Annotated in this window: 9 protein-coding genes; all 9 read right to left on the bottom strand. The window is 66.4% G+C overall.

The genetic code is table 11. From position 1 onward, the window contains the following. Positions 1 to 2: 2 nt before the first annotated feature. The gene (locus JAB6_RS12155; protein ID WP_083292692.1) at positions 3 to 1,922 is read right to left on the bottom strand and encodes a methyl-accepting chemotaxis protein; all 1,920 of its coding nucleotides are present in this window, start codon (positions 1,920 to 1,922) and stop codon (positions 3 to 5) included. A 150-nt stretch (positions 1,923 to 2,072) separates the two neighbouring features. Then, complete coding sequence (recD, locus tag JAB6_RS12150; protein ID WP_070303070.1) at positions 2,073 to 4,046, bottom strand: exodeoxyribonuclease V subunit alpha; 1,974 nt, start codon at positions 4,044 to 4,046, stop codon at positions 2,073 to 2,075. After that, positions 4,036 to 7,695, bottom strand: coding sequence for an exodeoxyribonuclease V subunit beta (gene recB / locus JAB6_RS12145; protein WP_070303069.1), 3,660 nt, complete (start codon positions 7,693 to 7,695; stop codon positions 4,036 to 4,038). The genes recD and recB overlap by 11 nt, the downstream gene beginning before the upstream one ends. Continuing rightward, complete coding sequence (recC, locus tag JAB6_RS12140; RefSeq protein ID WP_070303068.1) at positions 7,692 to 11,111, bottom strand: exodeoxyribonuclease V subunit gamma; 3,420 nt, start codon at positions 11,109 to 11,111, stop codon at positions 7,692 to 7,694. Before recC ends, recB begins: the two co-directional genes overlap by 4 nt. 75 nt (positions 11,112 to 11,186) lie before the next feature. Then, entirely contained in the window at positions 11,187 to 14,234 is a 3,048-nt protein-coding gene (locus JAB6_RS12135; RefSeq protein ID WP_070303067.1) for a CHASE domain-containing protein, read from the bottom strand. Between the two features lie 142 nt (positions 14,235 to 14,376). Next, positions 14,377 to 15,156, bottom strand: a complete 780-nt coding sequence (cobA, locus tag JAB6_RS12130; protein ID WP_070303066.1) for a uroporphyrinogen-III C-methyltransferase — start codon at positions 15,154 to 15,156, stop codon at positions 14,377 to 14,379. Between the two features lie 14 nt (positions 15,157 to 15,170). Further along, a complete protein-coding gene (locus JAB6_RS12125; RefSeq protein WP_070303065.1) occupies positions 15,171 to 16,349 on the bottom strand; it encodes a CmpA/NrtA family ABC transporter substrate-binding protein in 1,179 nt (392 codons plus the stop codon). Between the two features lie 157 nt (positions 16,350 to 16,506). Beyond that, the gene (locus JAB6_RS12120) at positions 16,507 to 17,145 is read right to left on the bottom strand and encodes an ANTAR domain-containing response regulator (protein ID WP_070303064.1); all 639 of its coding nucleotides are present in this window, start codon (positions 17,143 to 17,145) and stop codon (positions 16,507 to 16,509) included. Positions 17,146 to 17,219: 74 nt separating this feature from the next. Then, entirely contained in the window at positions 17,220 to 18,719 is a 1,500-nt protein-coding gene (locus JAB6_RS12115) for a CoA-acylating methylmalonate-semialdehyde dehydrogenase (protein WP_070303063.1), read from the bottom strand. Between the last annotated feature and the right edge of the window lie 5 nt (positions 18,720 to 18,724).

Below are 18,724 nucleotides of genomic sequence, written 5' to 3'. Positions count from 1 at the left end.
ACTTAGAAAGTTTCCCACTCCTCGCTGCGTTCGGGCTTGGCGACGGGCGCCGTTGATGGACGGCTGGCGATGCGCGGTGCGATGGCTGCCCGCACCACCGGTTTGACAGGCGCCGGCGCCTGCCCTTCATCGAGCTTGAACACGCCCACCACCTGCGCCAGGGTACTGGCCTGGTCTTGCAGGCTTTCCGCTGCGGCCGCCGCCTCTTCCACCAGGGCCGCGTTCTGCTGCGTCACCTGGTCCATCTGCGCAATCGCCTGGTTCACCTGTTCGATGCCCGAGCTTTGCTCGACGCTGGCAGCCGTGATCTCGCCCATGATGTCGGTGACGCGGCGCACGCTGTCGACGATTTCCTGCATCGTCGCGCCCGCCTCGTCGACGAGGCGCGCGCCCGAATCGACCTTGCTCACCGAATCGTCGATCAGCAGCTTGATTTCCTTCGCTGCGCCAGCCGATCTTTGAGCCAGATTACGCACTTCCGTCGCCACCACGGCAAAGCCCCGTCCCTGCTCGCCCGCGCGTGCCGCTTCCACGGCCGCATTGAGCGCGAGGATATTCGTCTGGAAGGCGATGCCGTCGATGACGCTGATGATGTCGACGATCTTCTTCGACGAATCGTTGATCGAGGCCATGGTATCGACCACCTGCGCCACCACTTGGCCGCCCTTGCTGGCCACGCCGGACGCCGATTGCGCCATCTGGTTGGCCTGGCGCGCATTGTCGGCATTTTGCTTGACGGTGCTGGTCAGCTCCTCCATCGAGGCGGCCGTCTCTTCCAGCGAACTCGCTTGCTGCTCCGTGCGCGACGACAGGTCCTGGTTGCCGGCGGCGATTTCCGACGACGATACCTTGACCGACTCGCTGGCCGTGCGGATTTTCACGAGCACGGCGGCGATCTTGTCGATGAAGCGGTTGAAGGCGCCGGCGATCTGCGCCAGTTCGTCCACGCCGGAAGCGTCGAGGCGGAGAGTCAGGTCGCCCTCGCCCGAGGCGATATCGTCGAGCGCGTCACGCACCAGTTCCAGGCGCTTGAGCATCTTGAACACCAGCAGCGACAGCAGCAGCGCGGCCAGCCCGGTCAGCAGCGCGGCCGTGACGGTGGCCGTCGTCAGCATCGTCTGCAAGGCTTGCATGGCTTCCTGCTGGTCGAGCACCACGGCCAGCAGCCAGTCGGTGCCGGCCACGCGCGTGACGTACAGCTTGCCGTCGCGCTCGTTCAATCGCACGGCCTCGCTCGTGCGCGCGCTTTCCAGCCGGTTGACCTGTGCGGCCGACAGCGACGCATCGAGTTTCGCCACCGGCTGCAGGCTAAGGTCCTTGTTCGCGTGGGCGATGATGGTGCCGCTCTGGTCGACGAGGAAGGCAAAGCTGTGCGGCGTCGGCTTGATCGCCACCACGTTGGCAATCACGGTATCGAGCAGCACGTCCGCGCCCGCCACGCCCACCAATGCCTCCTTCGGCCCGACGGGCGCCGTGAACGACACCACGAGCTTGTGGCTGGCCGCGTCCACGTACGGCGGCGTGAGCATCGGCACGCCCGCCTTGACGGTGTCCGTATACCAGGCGCGCGCCGTGGGGTCGAAATCGGCCGGGCGGCCCGGATGGGTAAACACGGAACGCTTGTCCGCGTAGCCGATGAACACTTCCGCAAAATCGCCAGCCTTTTCCGCGATCTCGAAGGCGCGCAGCGGATCGGGCGTCTCGGCCGACATGACGACGGACGCCATGACCTTTTTCTTGCCATCGACCCATTGCGCCAGCACGGCCGACTGGCTTTGCAGCAGCTGCTGCATCTGCTGGTCCGACGACGCCAGCATGCTGCTGCGTGTGGTGACGTAATTGGCGACCGACAAGGCCAGCATGGACAATACGACGATGGCCACGCAGATGAGCACCAGCCGCGTGCGAAGGGAAGACAACATGATGGACTCCTCGTTTCGATTTGAGTGACGAGAAACAGTGCTCTGCACCACTTTCTCTATGAAAGCATTTTCACACAAAAATCGGAACAATTATCATCAATATTCGGAATACAACACATATATTTCCATGTGGAAACCTGTCAAACCCTATCAGCCGATCAGCCCTCTCAAGCCGCTGGCCCGCTGCGTACGGCGCAGAATCGCGTCGAACAGCACGGCCTGCGTGGGCGAGACGAGGGTAAAGAAGTCGCGCGCGCGCGTGATGCCCGTGTAGACCAGTTCGCGCGCCAGCATGGCGCCGCCCTCCTGCGGCAGCACCAGCACCGTGTGGCGGAATTCCGAACCCTGCGATTTATGCACCGTCATGGCGAACGCCGTCTCCACGTGGCGCAAGCGCGTGGCCAGCACGCTGCGCACGTTCTCGCCTTCCAGGAAGTACACGCGCAATGATCCGGGCCGCGCCGGATCGCGCAGGGTCAAGCCGATGTCGCCATTGAACACGCCCGTACCGTAATCGTTACGCGTGACCATCACGGGACGGCCCACATACCATTCGCTGCGGCGTATCAAGCCTTCCTTTTCCAGGCGCAGCTCAATGGCCGTGTTCAAGCCGGCCACGCCCCACTCGCCCTCGCGCACGGCGCACAGGATGCGGAACGACTCAAACGCATGCAGCACGGCGCGCACCCAGTCGTCATGCTGCGCGTACGCCGCTTCGCCCGCATTCACCAGTGCCAGGTAGGGCTGGTAGCCGCCCGGCGCGTCCGCGCGGCCACGCAAGGCCAGGCGCAGCACCTCGTCCGGCTGCGCGCTCACGCTCCACGCCAGCTGGCCGCCGCTGTCGCCGGCAAAACACGCTTTGGCAAGATCGGGCCTGCCGCCATTCACGGCCAAGGCCAGCTCGCCGATCGGACCGCTGAAACGGTGGCTGTGGCGCAGCATCACCGTCTGCTGCGCCAGCGCGCCAGCGGCCCCCGCGAAGTCGGGCGGAATGGCCACGCCGCTGGCCGCCTGCGCATACGCGATGGTAGCCGGCGTGTAGCCGCCCGCCTGCGCGTCGTGGCACAAGTCGCCCAGCACGGCACCCGCTTCCACGGACGCCAGCTGGTCCTTGTCGCCGAGCAGGATCAATATCGCCGTGGGTGGCAAGGCGTCGAGCACGGACGCCATCATCTCCAGGTGCACCATCGACGCTTCATCGACGATCAGCACGTCGACGTCGAGCGGATTGCCCGCGTGGTGGGCAAAGGCGCGCGTATCGGGCCGCGCGCCCAGCAAACTATGCAGGGTGCGCGCCGCGCCCATGCGCCGCGCCAGTTCCAGCAGGGGCAGCGCATCGCCCGCCTTGGCCGCCAGCCCCTCCAAAGCCTTGTCGATCGACTGTTTCAGCCGCGCGGCCGCCTTGCCGGTCGGCGCGGCCAGCGCGATGCGCAGCTGCTCCGGCTGCGGCGAAACGGCAAACAGCAAGGTCAGCAAACTGGCTACCGTGTAGGTCTTGCCAGTTCCAGGACCGCCCGTGATGATCGCCACCTTGCCGCGCAGCGCGATGGCGCATGCCACTTTTTGCCAGTCCGGCCCACCGTCCTGCGTGGGCTGGTCGAACAGGATATCGAGCCATAGCCGCACCTGCGCCAGCGGCGGATTCGTCAAATCCTGCGCGCGCGCAGCGATTTTTTCGCCCACCAGGCTTTCATCGCGCCAGTAGCGGCGCAAATACAGGCGGTCGCCATCGAGCACCAGCGGCTGGCGCACGTCAGCCGCGCCCACCGTCCACACCTGCGGCGCGCCGGCCAGCAGCGCGCGCCAGCCCTCGACGCTGTCCGGCAACGGACCGGAAACGGCCAGCACGCCATGCCACAGCTCTTCGCTCCAGCCCAGCAGCTGCGACGGTTCGCTGGCCAGCTCAAACAGCATCAGACAGCTGTGCCCCCGCCCTTCCAGCTCGGACAGCACGACGCAGGCCACGGCCACGGCGGACGCATTCGGTGCGTTGTCGTCCAGCGTGCCGATGAAGCGGGCAAACGCGGCGCTCAGGCGGCGAAGGTGCCCCGCCTCGGCAACGCCGTCGATATGGCTGAACAAGGCATCCATCTGCAGGGTATCCAACTGCGCGTTATGCTGCATGGTGTTCCGTTTCTTCTAACAGTTGATCGAGGCCGTCCAACAGTTCCAGTTGCGGCGCCAGCCAGTAGCAGCCATGCGTGTCCGCATTCGCTATGCCGCGCAAAAACAGGAAGATGGCGCCGCCCAGGTGCTCGGCCGGGTCGTAGGCGTCGCCCAAACGGCTTTTCAGCAACCGGTGCAAGGCCAGCATGTAGATGGCGCCCTGGATATCGTAGCGGTGCTGCGCCATGCCGGCCGCCAGCGCCTGCGTGTGGTAGGCCGCGTCGTTGGCGCCCAGCGCATTCGACTTGTAGTCGAGCACCCAGTAGCGGCCATCCCGTTCGATGACCAGGTCGGCAAAACCTTTCAGCATGCCGTGCAGCTGGCGCCGCGGCAGCACGGGACGCGGTGCGCCGTCGAGCAGCAAACGCGTGCACAGCTGGTCGAGCGCCGCCGTGGACAAATGCTCGCTGGGGAACCAGAACTCCATCTCGGACAGGGTGCTATCCAACTGCGACAGCGATGCATCGAGCAGCGGCAGCGGCGTGATGGCGATTTCCCTGAGCCAGGCGATGGCGTCGTCCTGGCGGTGGCCCCAGCCCGAGCGCTCGCAGCGCGCGGCGAGGCGGGTGTCGAAGTTGTCATCGTGGACGCTGTCAAAACCTTCGCTGCCCATCCACTCGAGCTGCTCGTGCAGGAAATTGCCGGGAACGGAGCCGCGCGGAAAACGGTGCCAGGGCGCGTCGCCCATGTGCGTCGGCGTGACCACGGCGACAGCCGTGCCATCTTCCAGCAAGGTTTCTTCCAGCGCCCGCTGCGGCACGTGCGCGGCCGCCACGGCGCCGATCTGGCGCGTCAGCGACGTGAAGCTGCCCACCGACCAGTCACGCTCGAATTCGCCCGTGAACACGGGCGCGGGACGCAACTCGGGACGCCGCTCCACCCGGTCCAGCACCGTGCAGGCGTCGGGCTGCCCCAGCGCGCTGACATAGATGGCGTCGCAATCGCCCGCCACCTGCTGCCAGCGCAACAGCAGCTGGTCGAACGGCAACTTGTCGCCGCCCGTCAGCAGGTAGCCGAGCGCCGATTCGTGCAAGGTGTTCTCGCCCGCCTTGCGCGCCGCCTGGGCGGCCACGCCCAGCCACAGGAAGTGGCGCGCCCGCGTCAGGGCCACGTACAGCAGGCGCAAGTCTTCCTCGATGCGCGCTTCTTCCACAAACGCCATGGCCTCGTCGGACAAGGACAGGTCGAGGCGGCGTTCGCCATCGTCGCCTGCATACTCGAAGAAGCTGCGGTTGCGTTTATCCACCTTGCGCGCCGTGACGGCGAACGGCAGATACACGAGCGGATATTCGAGCCCCTTGGACTTGTGCACGGTGATGACCTTCACCAGCTCCGCATCGCTTTCCAGGCGCAGCACGCGCTCGTCGCCGTTTTCGCCTTCGCCGGCGATCTGTTCGGCCAGCCAGCGTATCAGCGCCTGCTCGCCATCGAGCTGGCGGCTGGCCGATTGCAGCAATTCGGCCAGGTGCAGCAGATTCGTCAAGCGCCGCTCGCCGCCCGTCTGCTGCAGCAGCATGGCCGGCAGCTGCAATTCGTGGATGAAACGGCGCAGCATGGCCAGCACGCCCTGGCGCTGCCAGATCAGGTGCAGAGCCTTCAGTTGCTCGACCCGGCGTTCCCATTCCAGCTCATCGCTCGACAGGCGCGCCAGCTCGCCCAGCGACAGGCCGATCGTGCGCGTGGCAAACGCGGCGCGCGCCAGTCCTCCGTCGAGCGGGTTGGCCAGCGCCGCCAGCCAGCGCAGCACGTCCTGCGCTTCCTCGCTGTCGATGACGGAATCCTTGTCGGACAGGTAGACGCTGGCGACCCGGCGGCGCGCCAGCGCGCGGCGGATGGCGGCCGCCTCCTTGCGGTCGCGCACAAGGATGGCGACATCGGCCGGCTGCAGGCGCACAAAACCATCGGGGCCCGTAAAACCGGCCTGCGGGTCGCCCAGCATGGCAACGATATGTTCGGCGCAGTGCTGTGCGAAATACTCGCGGTAGCTGTCACCGCGCAGCGCTTCATCGCTGGCGCAGGCGGCCAGCAGAGCCGGCAGCGGACCGCTGGCGTTCACCAGGTATTCGGCGCGGCCCTTGGCGTCGACGGCCTCGAACGGCAGCGGATTCTCGCCCCCTTTACGGTAGCGGAAGGCGCCGGCAGGCACCTCGTCGCGCTCCGCGTGCAGGAACAGCTGGTTGACGGCCGCCACCAGCGGGGCCGTCGAACGGTAGTTGGTGCCCAGCTGGTAGTGGCGTCCCGTGGTCGCGCGGCGCGCCGCCAGGTAGCTCTGGATGTCGGCGCCGCGAAAGCCGTAGATCGACTGCTTCGGGTCGCCGATCAGGAACAGGCCCAGAGCCGGATCGTTGTCGGCGATCCGGTACAGCAGGTTGAAAATCTGGTACTGGGCGGGCGCCGTATCCTGGAATTCATCGACCATGGCCAGCGGATACTGGTCGATGATGCGCTGGCGCAGGGCCGCGCCATTCTCGCCGGCCAGCGCGTCGTGCAGGCGCTGCAGCATGTCGGCAAAGCCGAACTGGCGCGACTGGCGTTTTAACTGATCCATGCGCCGCGCGATGGCCGCCGCCGCATGCAAGTGCAGCTTGTGCGCCAGCGGCGTGATACCCGCCAGGGCGATCCCCAGTGCCTCCGTATGCTCGAAGCATTCGGGCACCTGCGCCGTGAAACTCTTGGCAAACGCATCCTCGATGCCGAACGGCGTCAAGCGTTCCCACGCCTTGGCCGTGATGGCGGGCAGCAGCAACAGCGGATCTTGCGCCCATTTGCGCAAGCCGTCGAACCACTTCGCCAGGTTCTCCGGCTTCATCTTGACGCCATTAAAACACTTGGGATTGGCGGCGCGGTGGTCATTGATCCACATCGCCATCTGGTCCACGCGCTCGACCCAGCCCGCCTTCAGGGTGGCCAGCTGCGCGGCCAGCGCCCGCTGTTCGCGCGCGATCAACGCCGACAACGGCTCTTCGTCGGCCATGCGCATGATGTCCGAGCGGCGCGCCAGCTCGCGCGCGCCCTTCTTCAGGGCGCCGACGTCGGGCCAGCAGGCCAGCAGCACGTCAAGCGCCTGCGGCGGCAAAGGGTAGACTTGCTGGCGCCAGTAATCGTGTGCCGCATCCTCGAACAAGGCTTGCTCGTCGCTGACCAGTTCCTCGTCGAACAGGCTGCCGCTGTCGAACGCATGCTCGCGCAGCATGCGCTGGCACCAGGCGTCGATGGTGAAAATGGCCGCTTCATCCATCGTCTCGGCGGCCAGCATCAGCCGGTACGCGGCCTTTTGCCGCTCGCTCTCGTCCGGATAGGATTCGAGCAAGGCGTCGAGAAACGGGTCGCTGCCGCCGGATTCGTGGCGAAAATAAGCGGCCGCCTCGATCAGGCGCTCGCGCACGCGGTTCGACAATTCGCGCGTGGCGGCGCGGGTAAACGTCATCACGAGGATGTCAGCCGGCAGCAGCGGCCGCGTAAAGCGGCTGTCGCCGTCGCCATGCCCCAGCACGAGACGCACGTACAGCGCGGCGATGGTCCAGGTTTTACCCGTACCGGCCGACGCTTCGATCAGGCGCGAGCCGTGCAGCGGAAACGCCAGGGGGTTGAGCAGATGGCTCGTCATTGTTCTTCTCCCGCGCCTTCATCGGGCGCGCTGATCGGGTCGATCGTGATGTGTTCCTGCAGCCAGTCGGCCAGCGGGCCATACAGCTCGCGCGTACAGTCTTCCCACGCTTCCTCCGCAGCCAGCGCGGAAAACTCGGGCCACAGGCGCGCCAGACACAGTTCCGCGCGCTCGCCAGTCATGTCGAAGCCGCCGTCATACACGGCGCGCGGGTCGCCCTGCCGCACCAGCGCCAGCCCCGTCTTGCACGCCGTCGGCAGCGGATGGTTCATGCCTTCGCGCCACAGCGCCAGCAAGGTGGCCAGCGCGTCGCGCGACGTGGCCGGATCGAGCGGCGCCATGCTGACGATGGCGTCGCGCGCCACCAGGTAGCCGGTGACGGGAAAGCCGAGGGCGGCGGCGGCCAGCTGGCGCAGCCACATCAGCATCAGCTTGTCGCCACGCGCCAGACCGTTCTTGTCCGTCACCTTCGAGGAAATCTGCATCAGCCAGGCCGTGTCCTGCCCGTTGCTGCACAATTTGTCGAGCCAGTCGTCGATCTGCACTTCGCCAAACGGCAGGTTGATGGCGCGCTTGTCGGCCGCGTACGGGAACGAGGCGCGCAAGGACAGCCATGCGCTGCGCACGGGCACGAGCGCCTCGACCAGCTGCGCCTGCACTTGCCGGCCAATCAGGCCGATCGGCAGCACGCCTTCGCGCGCCAGCTTTTCCGCGCGCGCTTCCAGGCTGGCGCGCACGTCGTCCAACGCTTCCACGGCACCGCCGTCGTCCAGCATGGTGTCTTCCAGCAGATAGCGCTCGAGCGCATTCAGGCCGAACGGTTCTTCATCCTCGCCCAGCATGGCCGCATCGGCGAAATGCACGCTCAAGCGGCGGCGGAAAAAGTATTTGACGGGCTGGCGCAAGAAGCTGGCCAGCTCGCCCAGTTTCAAACGCGTGCCCGGATCGAGCTCGTAAGGGCCCAGCGCCAGTTCCCCGGACTGCGCCTCCACATCGGCATGCGCGACGCGCCATTCGCGCGCGTACGTCAGCAAGCCATCGGCTTCGAAATAGCGGCGGCTGAACGGCTGCAGCGCGTGCTCGGTGGTCAGCGAGACCAGGTGCCGGTCCAGCGACCAGCCGGCGGCCAGGTAATCGCGCAGCTGCGACACGAGCACGGACGGCGGCTGCTCGGAATTGTCGCGCACATTGCGCCCCACCCAGCTCACATACAGTTTGTCGCGCGCGGCCAGCAAGGCTTCGAGCATCAGGTAGCGGTCATCGTCGCGGCGCGAGCGGTCGCCCGGACGCGCCATGCCGGGCAGCGCCAGCAAGTCGAAATCGGCCTTTTGCGCGCGGCGCGGGAAGTCGCCATCGTTCATGCCCAGCAGGCACACGACGCGGAACGGCACGGCGCGCATCGGCATCAGGGTGCAAAACGTCACGCCGCCGGAGACGAATTGATGGTTCAGGGTCGGCTCGTCCAGCGCGCCCAACCACGCCACGCGCAGCACGGACAACGGCACCGGCTCGACAAAGCCCGCATGCTCGCACGTTTCCAGCCAGCCCTGCAAGGCGCCTTCCAGCTGCGCCAGGGTCAGGCGGTCGCCCTCGTCGTCGGCGTCAAAGAAGGCAGTCAGCAGCGCGCGCGCCTGCACGCCCCACTCGGCTGGCGTGCGCGCGTCGGCCAGCACGGTGCGCCAGTGCAGCAGCGCCTCGACCAGCTGCGCCAGCGAGCCCGCCAGCGCCGCATCGAGGCCGCCCACTTCCGCATACGGTTCGATGCCGCCAAAGCTGGCGCCACCGCCGCTGGCATAGCCGAGCAGCATGCGCCGCACGCCGAAGATCCACGCATTCTGCTCGCCGGCCGCGCCCAGACCCAGGCCGCTGCGGTGATGCTGGTCCAGGCCCCAGCGCACGCCCGCCCCTTCGATCCAGGCGCCCAGGGTGACCAGGTCGTCCGGCTGCAGGCCAAAGCGGGTGGCCAGCGCGGGCACGTCGAGCAGGTCGCGCACTTCGCTCTGGCGGCAGCGCTGCTGCGGCAACTGCAGCAGCCACTCGAGCGCGACGAGCAGCGGGTTGACGCTGCGGTCCTTCACGTCGCCGATCTCGAACGGGATGAAACGCTCGTCGTTGCGCCGGTACTGGCCGAAGACGGCGTGGATGGCGGCCGTGAAGGTATCGATGTCGGGCACCATCACCACCACGTCGCGCGGACGCAAACCCGTTTCGGCGCTGTGCGCGAACATGGCCAGCAGCTGGTCGTGCAGCACTTCCACTTCGCGCTGCACGCTGTGCGCCACGTGAAATTCGATCGAGCGGTCGCCGGCATCGGGCGGCGTTTGCTCATGCTCGGCCAGCGGACGCAGTTCACGGATGGCCACCTGCACCTGCTGCAGCAGGGTCTCGCCCGTTTCCTCGCCAAACAGGTCGATGCGCAGGCTGTCGTCGCGCCCCTCGGCTTGCGCGTGTTCGTCGAATTCGTCGAGCATGCGGATGAAATCGCGCCCTTGCCTGCCCCAGCTGGCCAGCAGCGGGTGGCTGTGAGCATGCAGTTCTTCCAGCGGAATCCCGGCCAGGTCGGTACCGTTGCGCTGGCGCTGGCGCTTATTTTCCGCGCGCAGCAAGTCGCGCCCGTCGATGATGTCGCCCCAGTAGAACTGGCACGGATTGGGTACGGCCAGCACCACCTGCGTGTGGCGCGCCAGCGCGGCCAGCGCCTGCAAGGTCTGGTACGGCAAGGCCGACACGCCAAACAGCACGACCCTGCGCGGCAGCTTGCCTACCGGCGTATCGCCGGCGGCGATCGCCGCCAGGAAGGCGTCGTGGATGTCGGCGCGGCCCGTGTCGCGCTCGAAATCCTCGACATCGGCCGCCACGGCGCGCCACAACTGCGCCTGCCAGCGCTGGTCTTCCTTCAGAACGATGGAGTCGCCGCGCGCCGTGCGCAACTGGTCGCGCCCGGCCGCCCAATCGGCCAGCCAGTCGGCGCGGTAGACCTGGTACTGGTCGAACAGGTCGGCCAGGCGCTCGGCCAGCTGCAGCCGGCGTTCGCAATCGCCATCGGCCAGGAAGTAGCGCAGCGGCGCGAACACGGGGTCGGCCAGCAACGACGGCAACAGGCGCATCAAACGCCACGTCAGCGGGGACTTGTCGAACGGCGACACGCGCGGCACTCTGTCGCGCCCCAGCATGCCCCGGTAGCTTTCCCACAGCAGGCGCGCCGGCAGCGCGATGCGCGTGGCGGCGCATACGCCCATCTCCTCGGCCAGGGCGATCTTCAGCCATTCGGCCACGCCGTTCGACTGCACCAGGAAGATGTCCGTTTCCAGCGGCGCCAGCGGATGCTGGCGCAGCCACTGGAAGACGGCGGCGCGCAGCTGTTCCAGCTGGTTGCCGTGCAGGATGAGGAGGCCGGGCGTGACGGGTGTATGCATGCTGATCCGATGGGTTGCCGCGCCTCCGGCCCGGTGGCCGGAGACGTCAAACGCCTATTATCGCCGCTGCTTGCGTCAGGGGGTGTCGCTGGCGGCAAATTCCACTGAAATTTGTTCCGCCACCTGCGCCAGCGCCGGTCCCAGGGCTGTCAGCAAGACGCGCGCCTGCTGCAGGTCGCCGCCCACGCGCAAGCCTTCGATCGACGTGCACAGGCCCGCAAAGGCATGGGCGCCCACGGCCAGCGCCGACGATTTGCTGCGGTGGCCCAGGTCGGCCAGGCGCCCCAGGTCTTCCAGTGCCATGGCCTGCTCCATTTCGGCGATGCCGTCGCGTGCCGTGTCGAGAAACAGCTGGGTGTATTTGCGCATCTTCACGGCGTCATTGCTGAACGTGAGGGCCAGGGTGGCCAGGTCGAGGATCGCCGTGTCGCGCAATTCCGGCGCGGCGGCCGATGACGGTGCTGCCGGCGCCGCCGCCAGCCTGTCGCTTGCACGCATGCGGCCGATGTTGCCGATGTTGCCGATGCCGCCGCGCAGACGGAACCATTTCGCCAGCAGGTGAAACAGCAGATTCGGGGCGATCGGCTTGGTCACGAATTCATCCATGCCCGCCTCCAGGCAGCGGGCGCGGTCTTCGCTGCCCGCGTTGGCCGTCATGGCGATCACCAGCAGGCCAGTGAGTTTGGGGTCGGCGCGGATGCGGCGCGTCGTCTCGAAGCCATCCATCTCCGGCATCTGCACGTCCATCAGCACGCAGTCGTAGCGCTGGCGGGCCAGCAATTCCAGCGCTTCGCGGCCATTGCTGGCGACGCAGACCGTGGCGCCGGCGTCTTCCAGCAATTCGCAGCCCACCTGCTGGCTGAAGACGTTATCTTCGACCAGCAGGATGGATGCACCGCGTATCACGCCCAACACTTCCGGCTCGACTTCGGCGATGCGCTCGTCGGACGCCTGCGCGCTTTTCTCCAGCCGCGCCGTGAACCAAAAGGTGCTGCCCAGGCCCGGCTGGCTGTACACGCCCACCTTGCCGCCCATGAGCTCCACCAGCTGCTTGCTGATCACCAGTCCCAGGCCGCTGCCGCCATACTTGCGCGTGGTCGACGGGTCGGCCTGGTGGAAGGAGCGGAACAGCTGCGCCACCTCTTCCTGGTTCATGCCGATGCCCCGGTCCTGCACTTCGAAGCGCAGCATGGCATGGCTGCCGCGCTCCTCGGACTGGCGCACGCGCACGAAGATGCTGCCATTGTCGGAGAACTTGATGGCGTTGCTGGTCAGGTTCAGCAAGACCTGCTCCAGGCGCAGCGGGTCGCCGCGCCAGCGCTGCGGCAGCTCCGGCGCGATATCGAACTGCAGCGCCAGGCCCTTGACGGCGGCGGCGTCGCCCAGCTGGCTGGCGATGTTCGCCAGCAGGGTGTCGAGACGGAAGTCCAGCACCTCGAGTTCCAGCTTGCCCGCCTCGATCTTGGAAAAATCGAGGATATCGTTGATCAGGCCCAGCAAATGCTGGCCCGAATGATAGATTTTTTGCAAATAGTCGCGCTGGCGCGCGTCGGCCACGGATTTCAGCGCCAGGTGCGCCATGCCGATGATGCTGTTCATCGGCGTGCGGATTTCATGGCTCATGTTCGACAGGAAGTCGCTCTTGGCCTGGCTGGCCGCGTCGGCCTGCTCTTTCAGGCGGTGCAGTTCCGTCACGTCGGTGGACAGGCCGATCAGGCCCGTGACGGGACCGGGCAAGCCCAGCGGCACCTTCACGCTCCACAGGTGATGCACCTGCCCTTGCGCATCGACGAAGCGCTCCTCGCCGACGAACTTGGCGCCGCTGTCGAACACCTGGCGCTCGGTCAGCTGCGCGGCGGCGGCCGCATCGCCCAGCATCAACTCGCCATCCTGGCGGCCGATCAGCTGCTCCACCGGACGGCCCAGGATGGTGGCCGTGCGCGCATTCACGTAGCGGTAGCGCAGGTCGGCATCCTTCATGTAGACGTAGGCATCGACGCTGTCGAGCACCGTATCGAGCAGGGTGCGCTGCGCCACCGCGTTGCGGCGCGAGCGGTACAAGGTAAAGATGTAGCCATAGATGAGCAGGGTGCCGGCCACGCCGACGCCCAGCGCCAGCCATGGAAAGTAGCGGTCGAAGGGGCTGTACAGCTCCGCCTTGCGCACGCGGAAATGGGCTTTCCACAGCCCCCCCTGGTAGGCGACGGGCAGCACCCGGTCGAAATAACCGGCATCGCTGCCCGGTTGCGGCGGCGCCGCCGCCAGGTCGCCGTCATCGTTGAACAGCAGGCGGTCCTGCGGCGTGATGGACAGGGCCCCGCTGGCCGGCAAAGGACCGGCCGCGCTGTACAGGGTCAGGTGCAGCGGTTCCAGGGCGCTGCGTTCGAGCGCGCTGTGCACCAGCCGCGCCACGCCAAAGCCGATGCCGACGGAACCCTGGTAGGCGGCGCGGCGCTCGGCCACGCTGCCCTGCGGCATGCCATTGCGGTACACGGGCAGGCGCATGCCCAGGCCCACATGCGCGGGCGGCCCCTTGATCATGATCACCTGCCCCGACGCACTGACCTTGCCGCTGTCGCGCGCTTGCGCCAGCGACTGCGCCACCAGCGGGTTGGCGCCGATATCGACGCCCATGCGTTCGGCCAGCAGGGAATCGGGTTCCAGGTAGGTGAGCACCGTGTATTCCGGCCGCTCCCCCGCAGGCCGGATGGTGAAGGCAGGATAGCCGCGCGGCGCCAGGCTGGTGTCTTTGCGCACGGACTCGATGAAGGCGGCGCGCTGCGCCGATGGCACGGCCGCCGCATAGTTGACCGATTCGATGGCCGGGAACTGGCGCACGATATCGAGGCCGGCCACGTAATCGTGGAACTGGCGCCGCGTCAGGTGCTCGCTGGTGCGGAACAGGGCTTCGAGGCCCCGCAGCAGGTCGGAATAGCTTTTTACGCGCGTGATCAGGCTGTGCTGGGCACTATGCGTGAGATTGTCGAAACGCTGTTCGGCGTCGTCATTGACCGTGCGCGCCGCGCCCGCATACAAGGCGCCGCCCACCGCCAGGGCCAGCAGCAGGCCACCCGCCCATATCCTGATACCTGATCCCGCCCCGCCCTTGCTCAAAGTGTGCATTGTCGATCGCTTATTCCGGTTTCCTCGAATGGACGGCGCTGCGGCCGCCCAGCAAGTACGAGGATACTATCAAAGCTCATGCCCGACGCGCTTGTGGAAGAAAAAAAGCGCGTACGATGGTTGCACTGGAAACACCGGGTGCTTAAGCTTCCCGCAGTGCCCCGGCCAGCAAGGCGCCGACGCCATGGTCATCCCAGGCATCGGCGCAGCGCACCACGTCGCCCACGACGATGATGCTGGGACTGCCCAGGCCGCTGGCCAGCAGATCGTCCGGCAAGCGCTGCAAAGTGCTCAGCAACTGGCGCTGGGCGGCCAGGCTGGCCGATTGCACCACGGCCACGGGCGTGCCGGGCGCCATGCCGCCGGCCAGCAAGCCGGCCTGGATGGCGGCCACCCTGGCCACGCCCATGTAGATGACGAGCGTCAAGCCGCTTTGCGCCAGGGCCGACCAGTTCGGCTCGGACACGGCATCCTTGCCGTGGCCCGTGACGAAGATGGCGCCCTGGCTCCAGCCACGGTGCGTGAGCGGCACACCGATGGACGATGGCGCGGCCAGGCCGCTGCTGATGCCGGGAATTACTTCGACGGGCACGCCATGGCTGCGCAGGTAGGCGCGCTCTTCGCCGCCCCGTCCGAACAGATACGGGTCGCCCCCCTTCAGGCGCACCACATGCAGCCCCGCGCGCGCTTCGGCCAGCATCAAGCGTTCGATGAACGCTTGCGGCGTGGAAGCGCAGCCGCCCCGCTTGCCCACTTCGACCACGCGCACGCCGTGTGCCGCATGCGCGAGGATGGCCGGGTTGACGAGGTCGTCGATCAGCACCACGTCGGCCCGCGCGATGGCCTTCACGGCCTTGAGGGTCAGCAGGTCCGGGTCGCCGGGACCGGCGCCGACCAGGGTCACGCTACCACATTGCGCCATGATGAACTCTCCAATCAGAAAAAGTGGCCGATGGCAAACGATGCCGCGTACGCTTCCGGCGCGCTGCCGTCCCACACGACGCCGTCGCACAGGGTCGAGCTGCGCATCGGGGATTTGGGTACGGGCGTAGCCGTCATTTCCGCCGCCTGGCGGTACAGGTCGATGCGGTTGACCTGGCGCGCCACGGCCAGGTAATCGGGTTCGTCGCGCAGCAAGCCCCAGCGCCGGTGCTGGGTCATGAACCACATGCCGTCCGACAAATACGGGAAATTGACGGCGCCATCGCCGTAAAACTTCAAGCCGTGCGCCTCGTCCCAGGTCTTGCCCAGGCCATCCTGGTAATGGCCGAGGATGCGCGGCGCCAGGATTTCCTGCGGCGTATGCAGGTAAGCGGGCTCGGCCAGGGTGGCCGCCATGGCCAGCCGGTTGGTGTCGCTGGCGTCGATCCAGCGCCCCGCCTCGAGCACGGCGGCGATCAAGGCGCGGCAGCTGTTCGGATGCTGCTGCGCAAACGCGGCGCTGGTGCCCAGCACCTTGCCCGGATGGTCGGGCCAGATGGCGCCGCTGGTGGTGGCCGTCACGCCCACGCCATCGACGATGGCCTTGTAGCCCCATGGTTCGCCGGCGCAAAAGCCATCCATCTGGCCAGCGCGCAAGGCGGCCACCATCTGCGACGGCGGCACCGTCATCACGCGCGCGTCGCGCAGCGGATCGATGCCGTGCGCGGCCAGCCAGTATTGCAGCAGCATCGCGTGGTTGCCGGTCGGGAAAGTATGCGCAAACGCAAATGGCCGCGCCGCGCCGCGCATGTGCCGCGCCAGCGATGGTCCATCGTGGGCGCCCTCGCGCGCCAGCGCCGCCGACAAGGTCACGGCCTGGCCGCTGTGATTGAGGTTCATCAGCACGGCCATGTCGTGCTGTTGCCCGCCGATGCCCATCTGCACACCATACACGAGACCGTACAGCACGTGGGCAGCGTCGAGTTCGCCGCTGTTCAATTTGTCACGCACGCCGGCCCACGACATCTCCCGGCTCAGTTCGAGCTTGATGCCGTATTTTTCATCGAGACCCAGTTTTGACGCCATCACCAGCGAGGCGCAATCGGTCAGCGGCAGGTAGCCGATGCGTATCGTCTGTTTTTCCGGATGCATGGAGCGCATCGCGTGGGCACTCGTGCCCGCTTGCTGTGTCATACCATTCCTTGCTGATAAGTACTGTTTTGCCGCGCCGACATGGGCAAGGCCATAGCCATCCAGCAGCAAGGACCGTGCCTGTGCATGCCCGGTCCCAGGCAGGTGAAAATGCACCGGAATGGTGCACTGCACCAGCATGTGTCAGGAAATGCGCGCTTCATCCCAGCAAGTCCTCCACGTCGAGGATACGCTGGGCAATGTCCGCCAGTTTGAGTTTCTTGTTCATCGCCATGCTGCGCAAGCGCTGGTAAGCCTGGTCTTCCGTCAAGCCGTGATGCGTCATCAACAGACCCTTGGCCCGTTCGATTACCTTGCGCTCGAGCAGCTTGTGCCGCGTGTCGAGCAATTCGGCGCGCAGTTTTTCTTCCTGGCGAAAGCGCGCCAGGGCCACATTGAGCACGGGCAAGATGCGCTCGGCATGCAGGCCGGCCACGATATACGCGGACACGCCGGCCGCCATGGCCGCATCGATGCTGGCCGTGGCGCCGTCTTCGGTAAACAGGACGATGGGGCGGCGCTCGTCGCGCGTGGCGATGACGATGTGCTCGAGCACGTCGCGCGCGTCCGATTCAGCATCGATGATGATGAGGTCAGGCTGCAGTTGCGCGATGCGCTCGGGGAGGTAGAGGTCGGCTGGCAGCGAGGCGACGATATCGAAGCCCGATTCCAGCAAGCCGATGCGCAAGGCATTGCCGCGCTGCACCTGGGCAGCCAAGGCCGCATTCTCGTGCACGCCGTGCTCGACAATGGTGTTGACGACAACGATGCGCAAAGGCTGGGTACGGCTGGACGTCATGGGAGCGATCTGCAATGGCTAAACACAACCATTGCAGTAAGCAAGAAGCGAACCAGCCGGGTTTGCTTGGTGCTTTACTTGAGGGTCGGCATGGCAAACTCAGCGCCGGCTGCCGTCGATGCGGGCCAGCGTTGGGTCACGGCCTTCTGTTTCGTATAGAAACGCACGGATTCGGGGCCATGCGCGTGGTGGTCGCCAAACAGGCTGCGCTTCCAGCCGCCGAAGCTGTGGAAGGCCATCGGCACGGGAATCGGCACGTTCACCCCGACCATCCCCACCTGCACCCTGTGCGTGTACTCGCGCGCCGTGTTGCCGTCGCGCGTGTAGATGGCCGTGCCATTGCCGTACTCATGCGCGTTGACCAGGTCCAGCGCCGTCGTAAAGTCCGGCACGCGCACGATGCACAGCACGGGCCCGAAGATTTCTTCCTTGTAGATCGTCATGTCCGGCGTGACATGGTCGAACAGGCTGCCGCCGAGGAAGAACCCTTGCTCGTGGCCGGGCAGCACGAAACCGCGCCCGTCGGCCACCAGCTTGGCGCCCTCTTCCACACCCTTGGCGATGTAGCCGGCGATCTTGTCCTTGTGTACTTGCGTGACAACCGGGCCCATCTCGGCCGACAGATCCATGCCCGGCGTGATTTTCAGGGCAGCAATACGCGGCACCAGCGCGTCGACCAGCTGGTCCGCCACATTGCCCACCGCGACGACGACGGAAATGGCCATGCAGCGCTCGCCGGCCGAGCCAAACGCCGCGCCCATCAGCGCGTCGACCGTCTGCGGGATGTCCGCGTCGGGCATGACGACCATGTGGTTCTTCGCGCCACCCAGGGCCTGCACGCGCTTGCCCTGCGCACAGCCGGTCGCATAGATATATTCGGCAATCGGCGTGGAACCGACGAAACTGACGGCGCGCACGTCCGGGTGGTGCAATAACCCATCCACGGCTTCCTTGTCACCCTGCACCACATTGAAGACGCCATCGGGCAAGCCCGCGTCCGTCAACAGTTGCGCCAGCAGCAGGCTGGCCGACGGGTCGCGCTCCGACGGTTTCAGCACGAACGTATTGCCGCAGGCAATGGCCATCGGGAACATCCACATGGGCACCATCACGGGAAAGTTGAATGGCGTGATGCCGACGCACACACCGAGCGCCTGGCGGATCGACCACGCATCGATGCCGCCGGCCACCTGTTCCGAGTATTCTCCCTTCATCATTTGCGGGATGCCGCAGGCAAACTCCACCACTTCGATGCCGCGCGTCACTTCCCCTTTGGCATCCGTAAATACTTTGCCGTGCTCCGCCGTGATCAGGGCGGCCAGTTGGTCGGAGTGCTCTTCCAGCAATTCCTTGAACTTGAACATGACCCGGGCGCGACGCAGCGGCGAGGTTTGCGACCAAGCGGGAAACGCCGCGTGGGCTGCCGCCACGGCCGCGTTCAGTTCGGAAGGCGTGGCCAGCGCCACTTTCGCCGTCACGGCGCCGGTGGCGGGATTGAAGACGTCGCTCGTGCGCTCTGAACGCGAAGCCATCGGGTTGCCACCAATAAAGTGGCCAATCATCGGGGTTGTCATTGTCT

Origin of the sequence: Janthinobacterium sp. HH104, from assembly GCF_001758715.1 — a bacterium.
Taxonomy (GTDB): Bacteria; Pseudomonadota; Gammaproteobacteria; order Burkholderiales; family Burkholderiaceae_D; genus Janthinobacterium; species Janthinobacterium aestuarii.
Note: the sequence above shows the minus strand (reverse complement) of the source record. Positions and strands in the feature narration are given on the sequence as shown.

What these genes read in the sequence shown, in the direction of transcription:
- JAB6_RS12155 (WP_083292692.1), bottom strand. Translation starts at nt 1,922, where the DNA reads ATGTTGTCTTCCCTTCGCACGCGGCTGGTGCTCATCTGCGTGGCCATC.
- recD (WP_070303070.1), bottom strand. Translation starts at nt 4,046, where the DNA reads ATGCAGCATAACGCGCAGTTGGATACCCTGCAGATGGATGCCTTGTTC.
- recB (WP_070303069.1), bottom strand. Translation starts at nt 7,695, where the DNA reads ATGACGAGCCATCTGCTCAACCCCCTGGCGTTTCCGCTGCACGGCTCG.
- recC (WP_070303068.1), bottom strand. Translation starts at nt 11,111, where the DNA reads ATGCATACACCCGTCACGCCCGGCCTCCTCATCCTGCACGGCAACCAG.
- JAB6_RS12135 (WP_070303067.1), bottom strand. Translation starts at nt 14,234, where the DNA reads ATGCACACTTTGAGCAAGGGCGGGGCGGGATCAGGTATCAGGATATGG.
- cobA (WP_070303066.1), bottom strand. Translation starts at nt 15,156, where the DNA reads ATGGCGCAATGTGGTAGCGTGACCCTGGTCGGCGCCGGTCCCGGCGAC.
- JAB6_RS12125 (WP_070303065.1), bottom strand. Translation starts at nt 16,349, where the DNA reads ATGACACAGCAAGCGGGCACGAGTGCCCACGCGATGCGCTCCATGCAT.
- JAB6_RS12120 (WP_070303064.1), bottom strand. Translation starts at nt 17,145, where the DNA reads ATGACGTCCAGCCGTACCCAGCCTTTGCGCATCGTTGTCGTCAACACC.
- JAB6_RS12115 (WP_070303063.1), bottom strand. Translation starts at nt 18,719, where the DNA reads ATGACAACCCCGATGATTGGCCACTTTATTGGTGGCAACCCGATGGCT.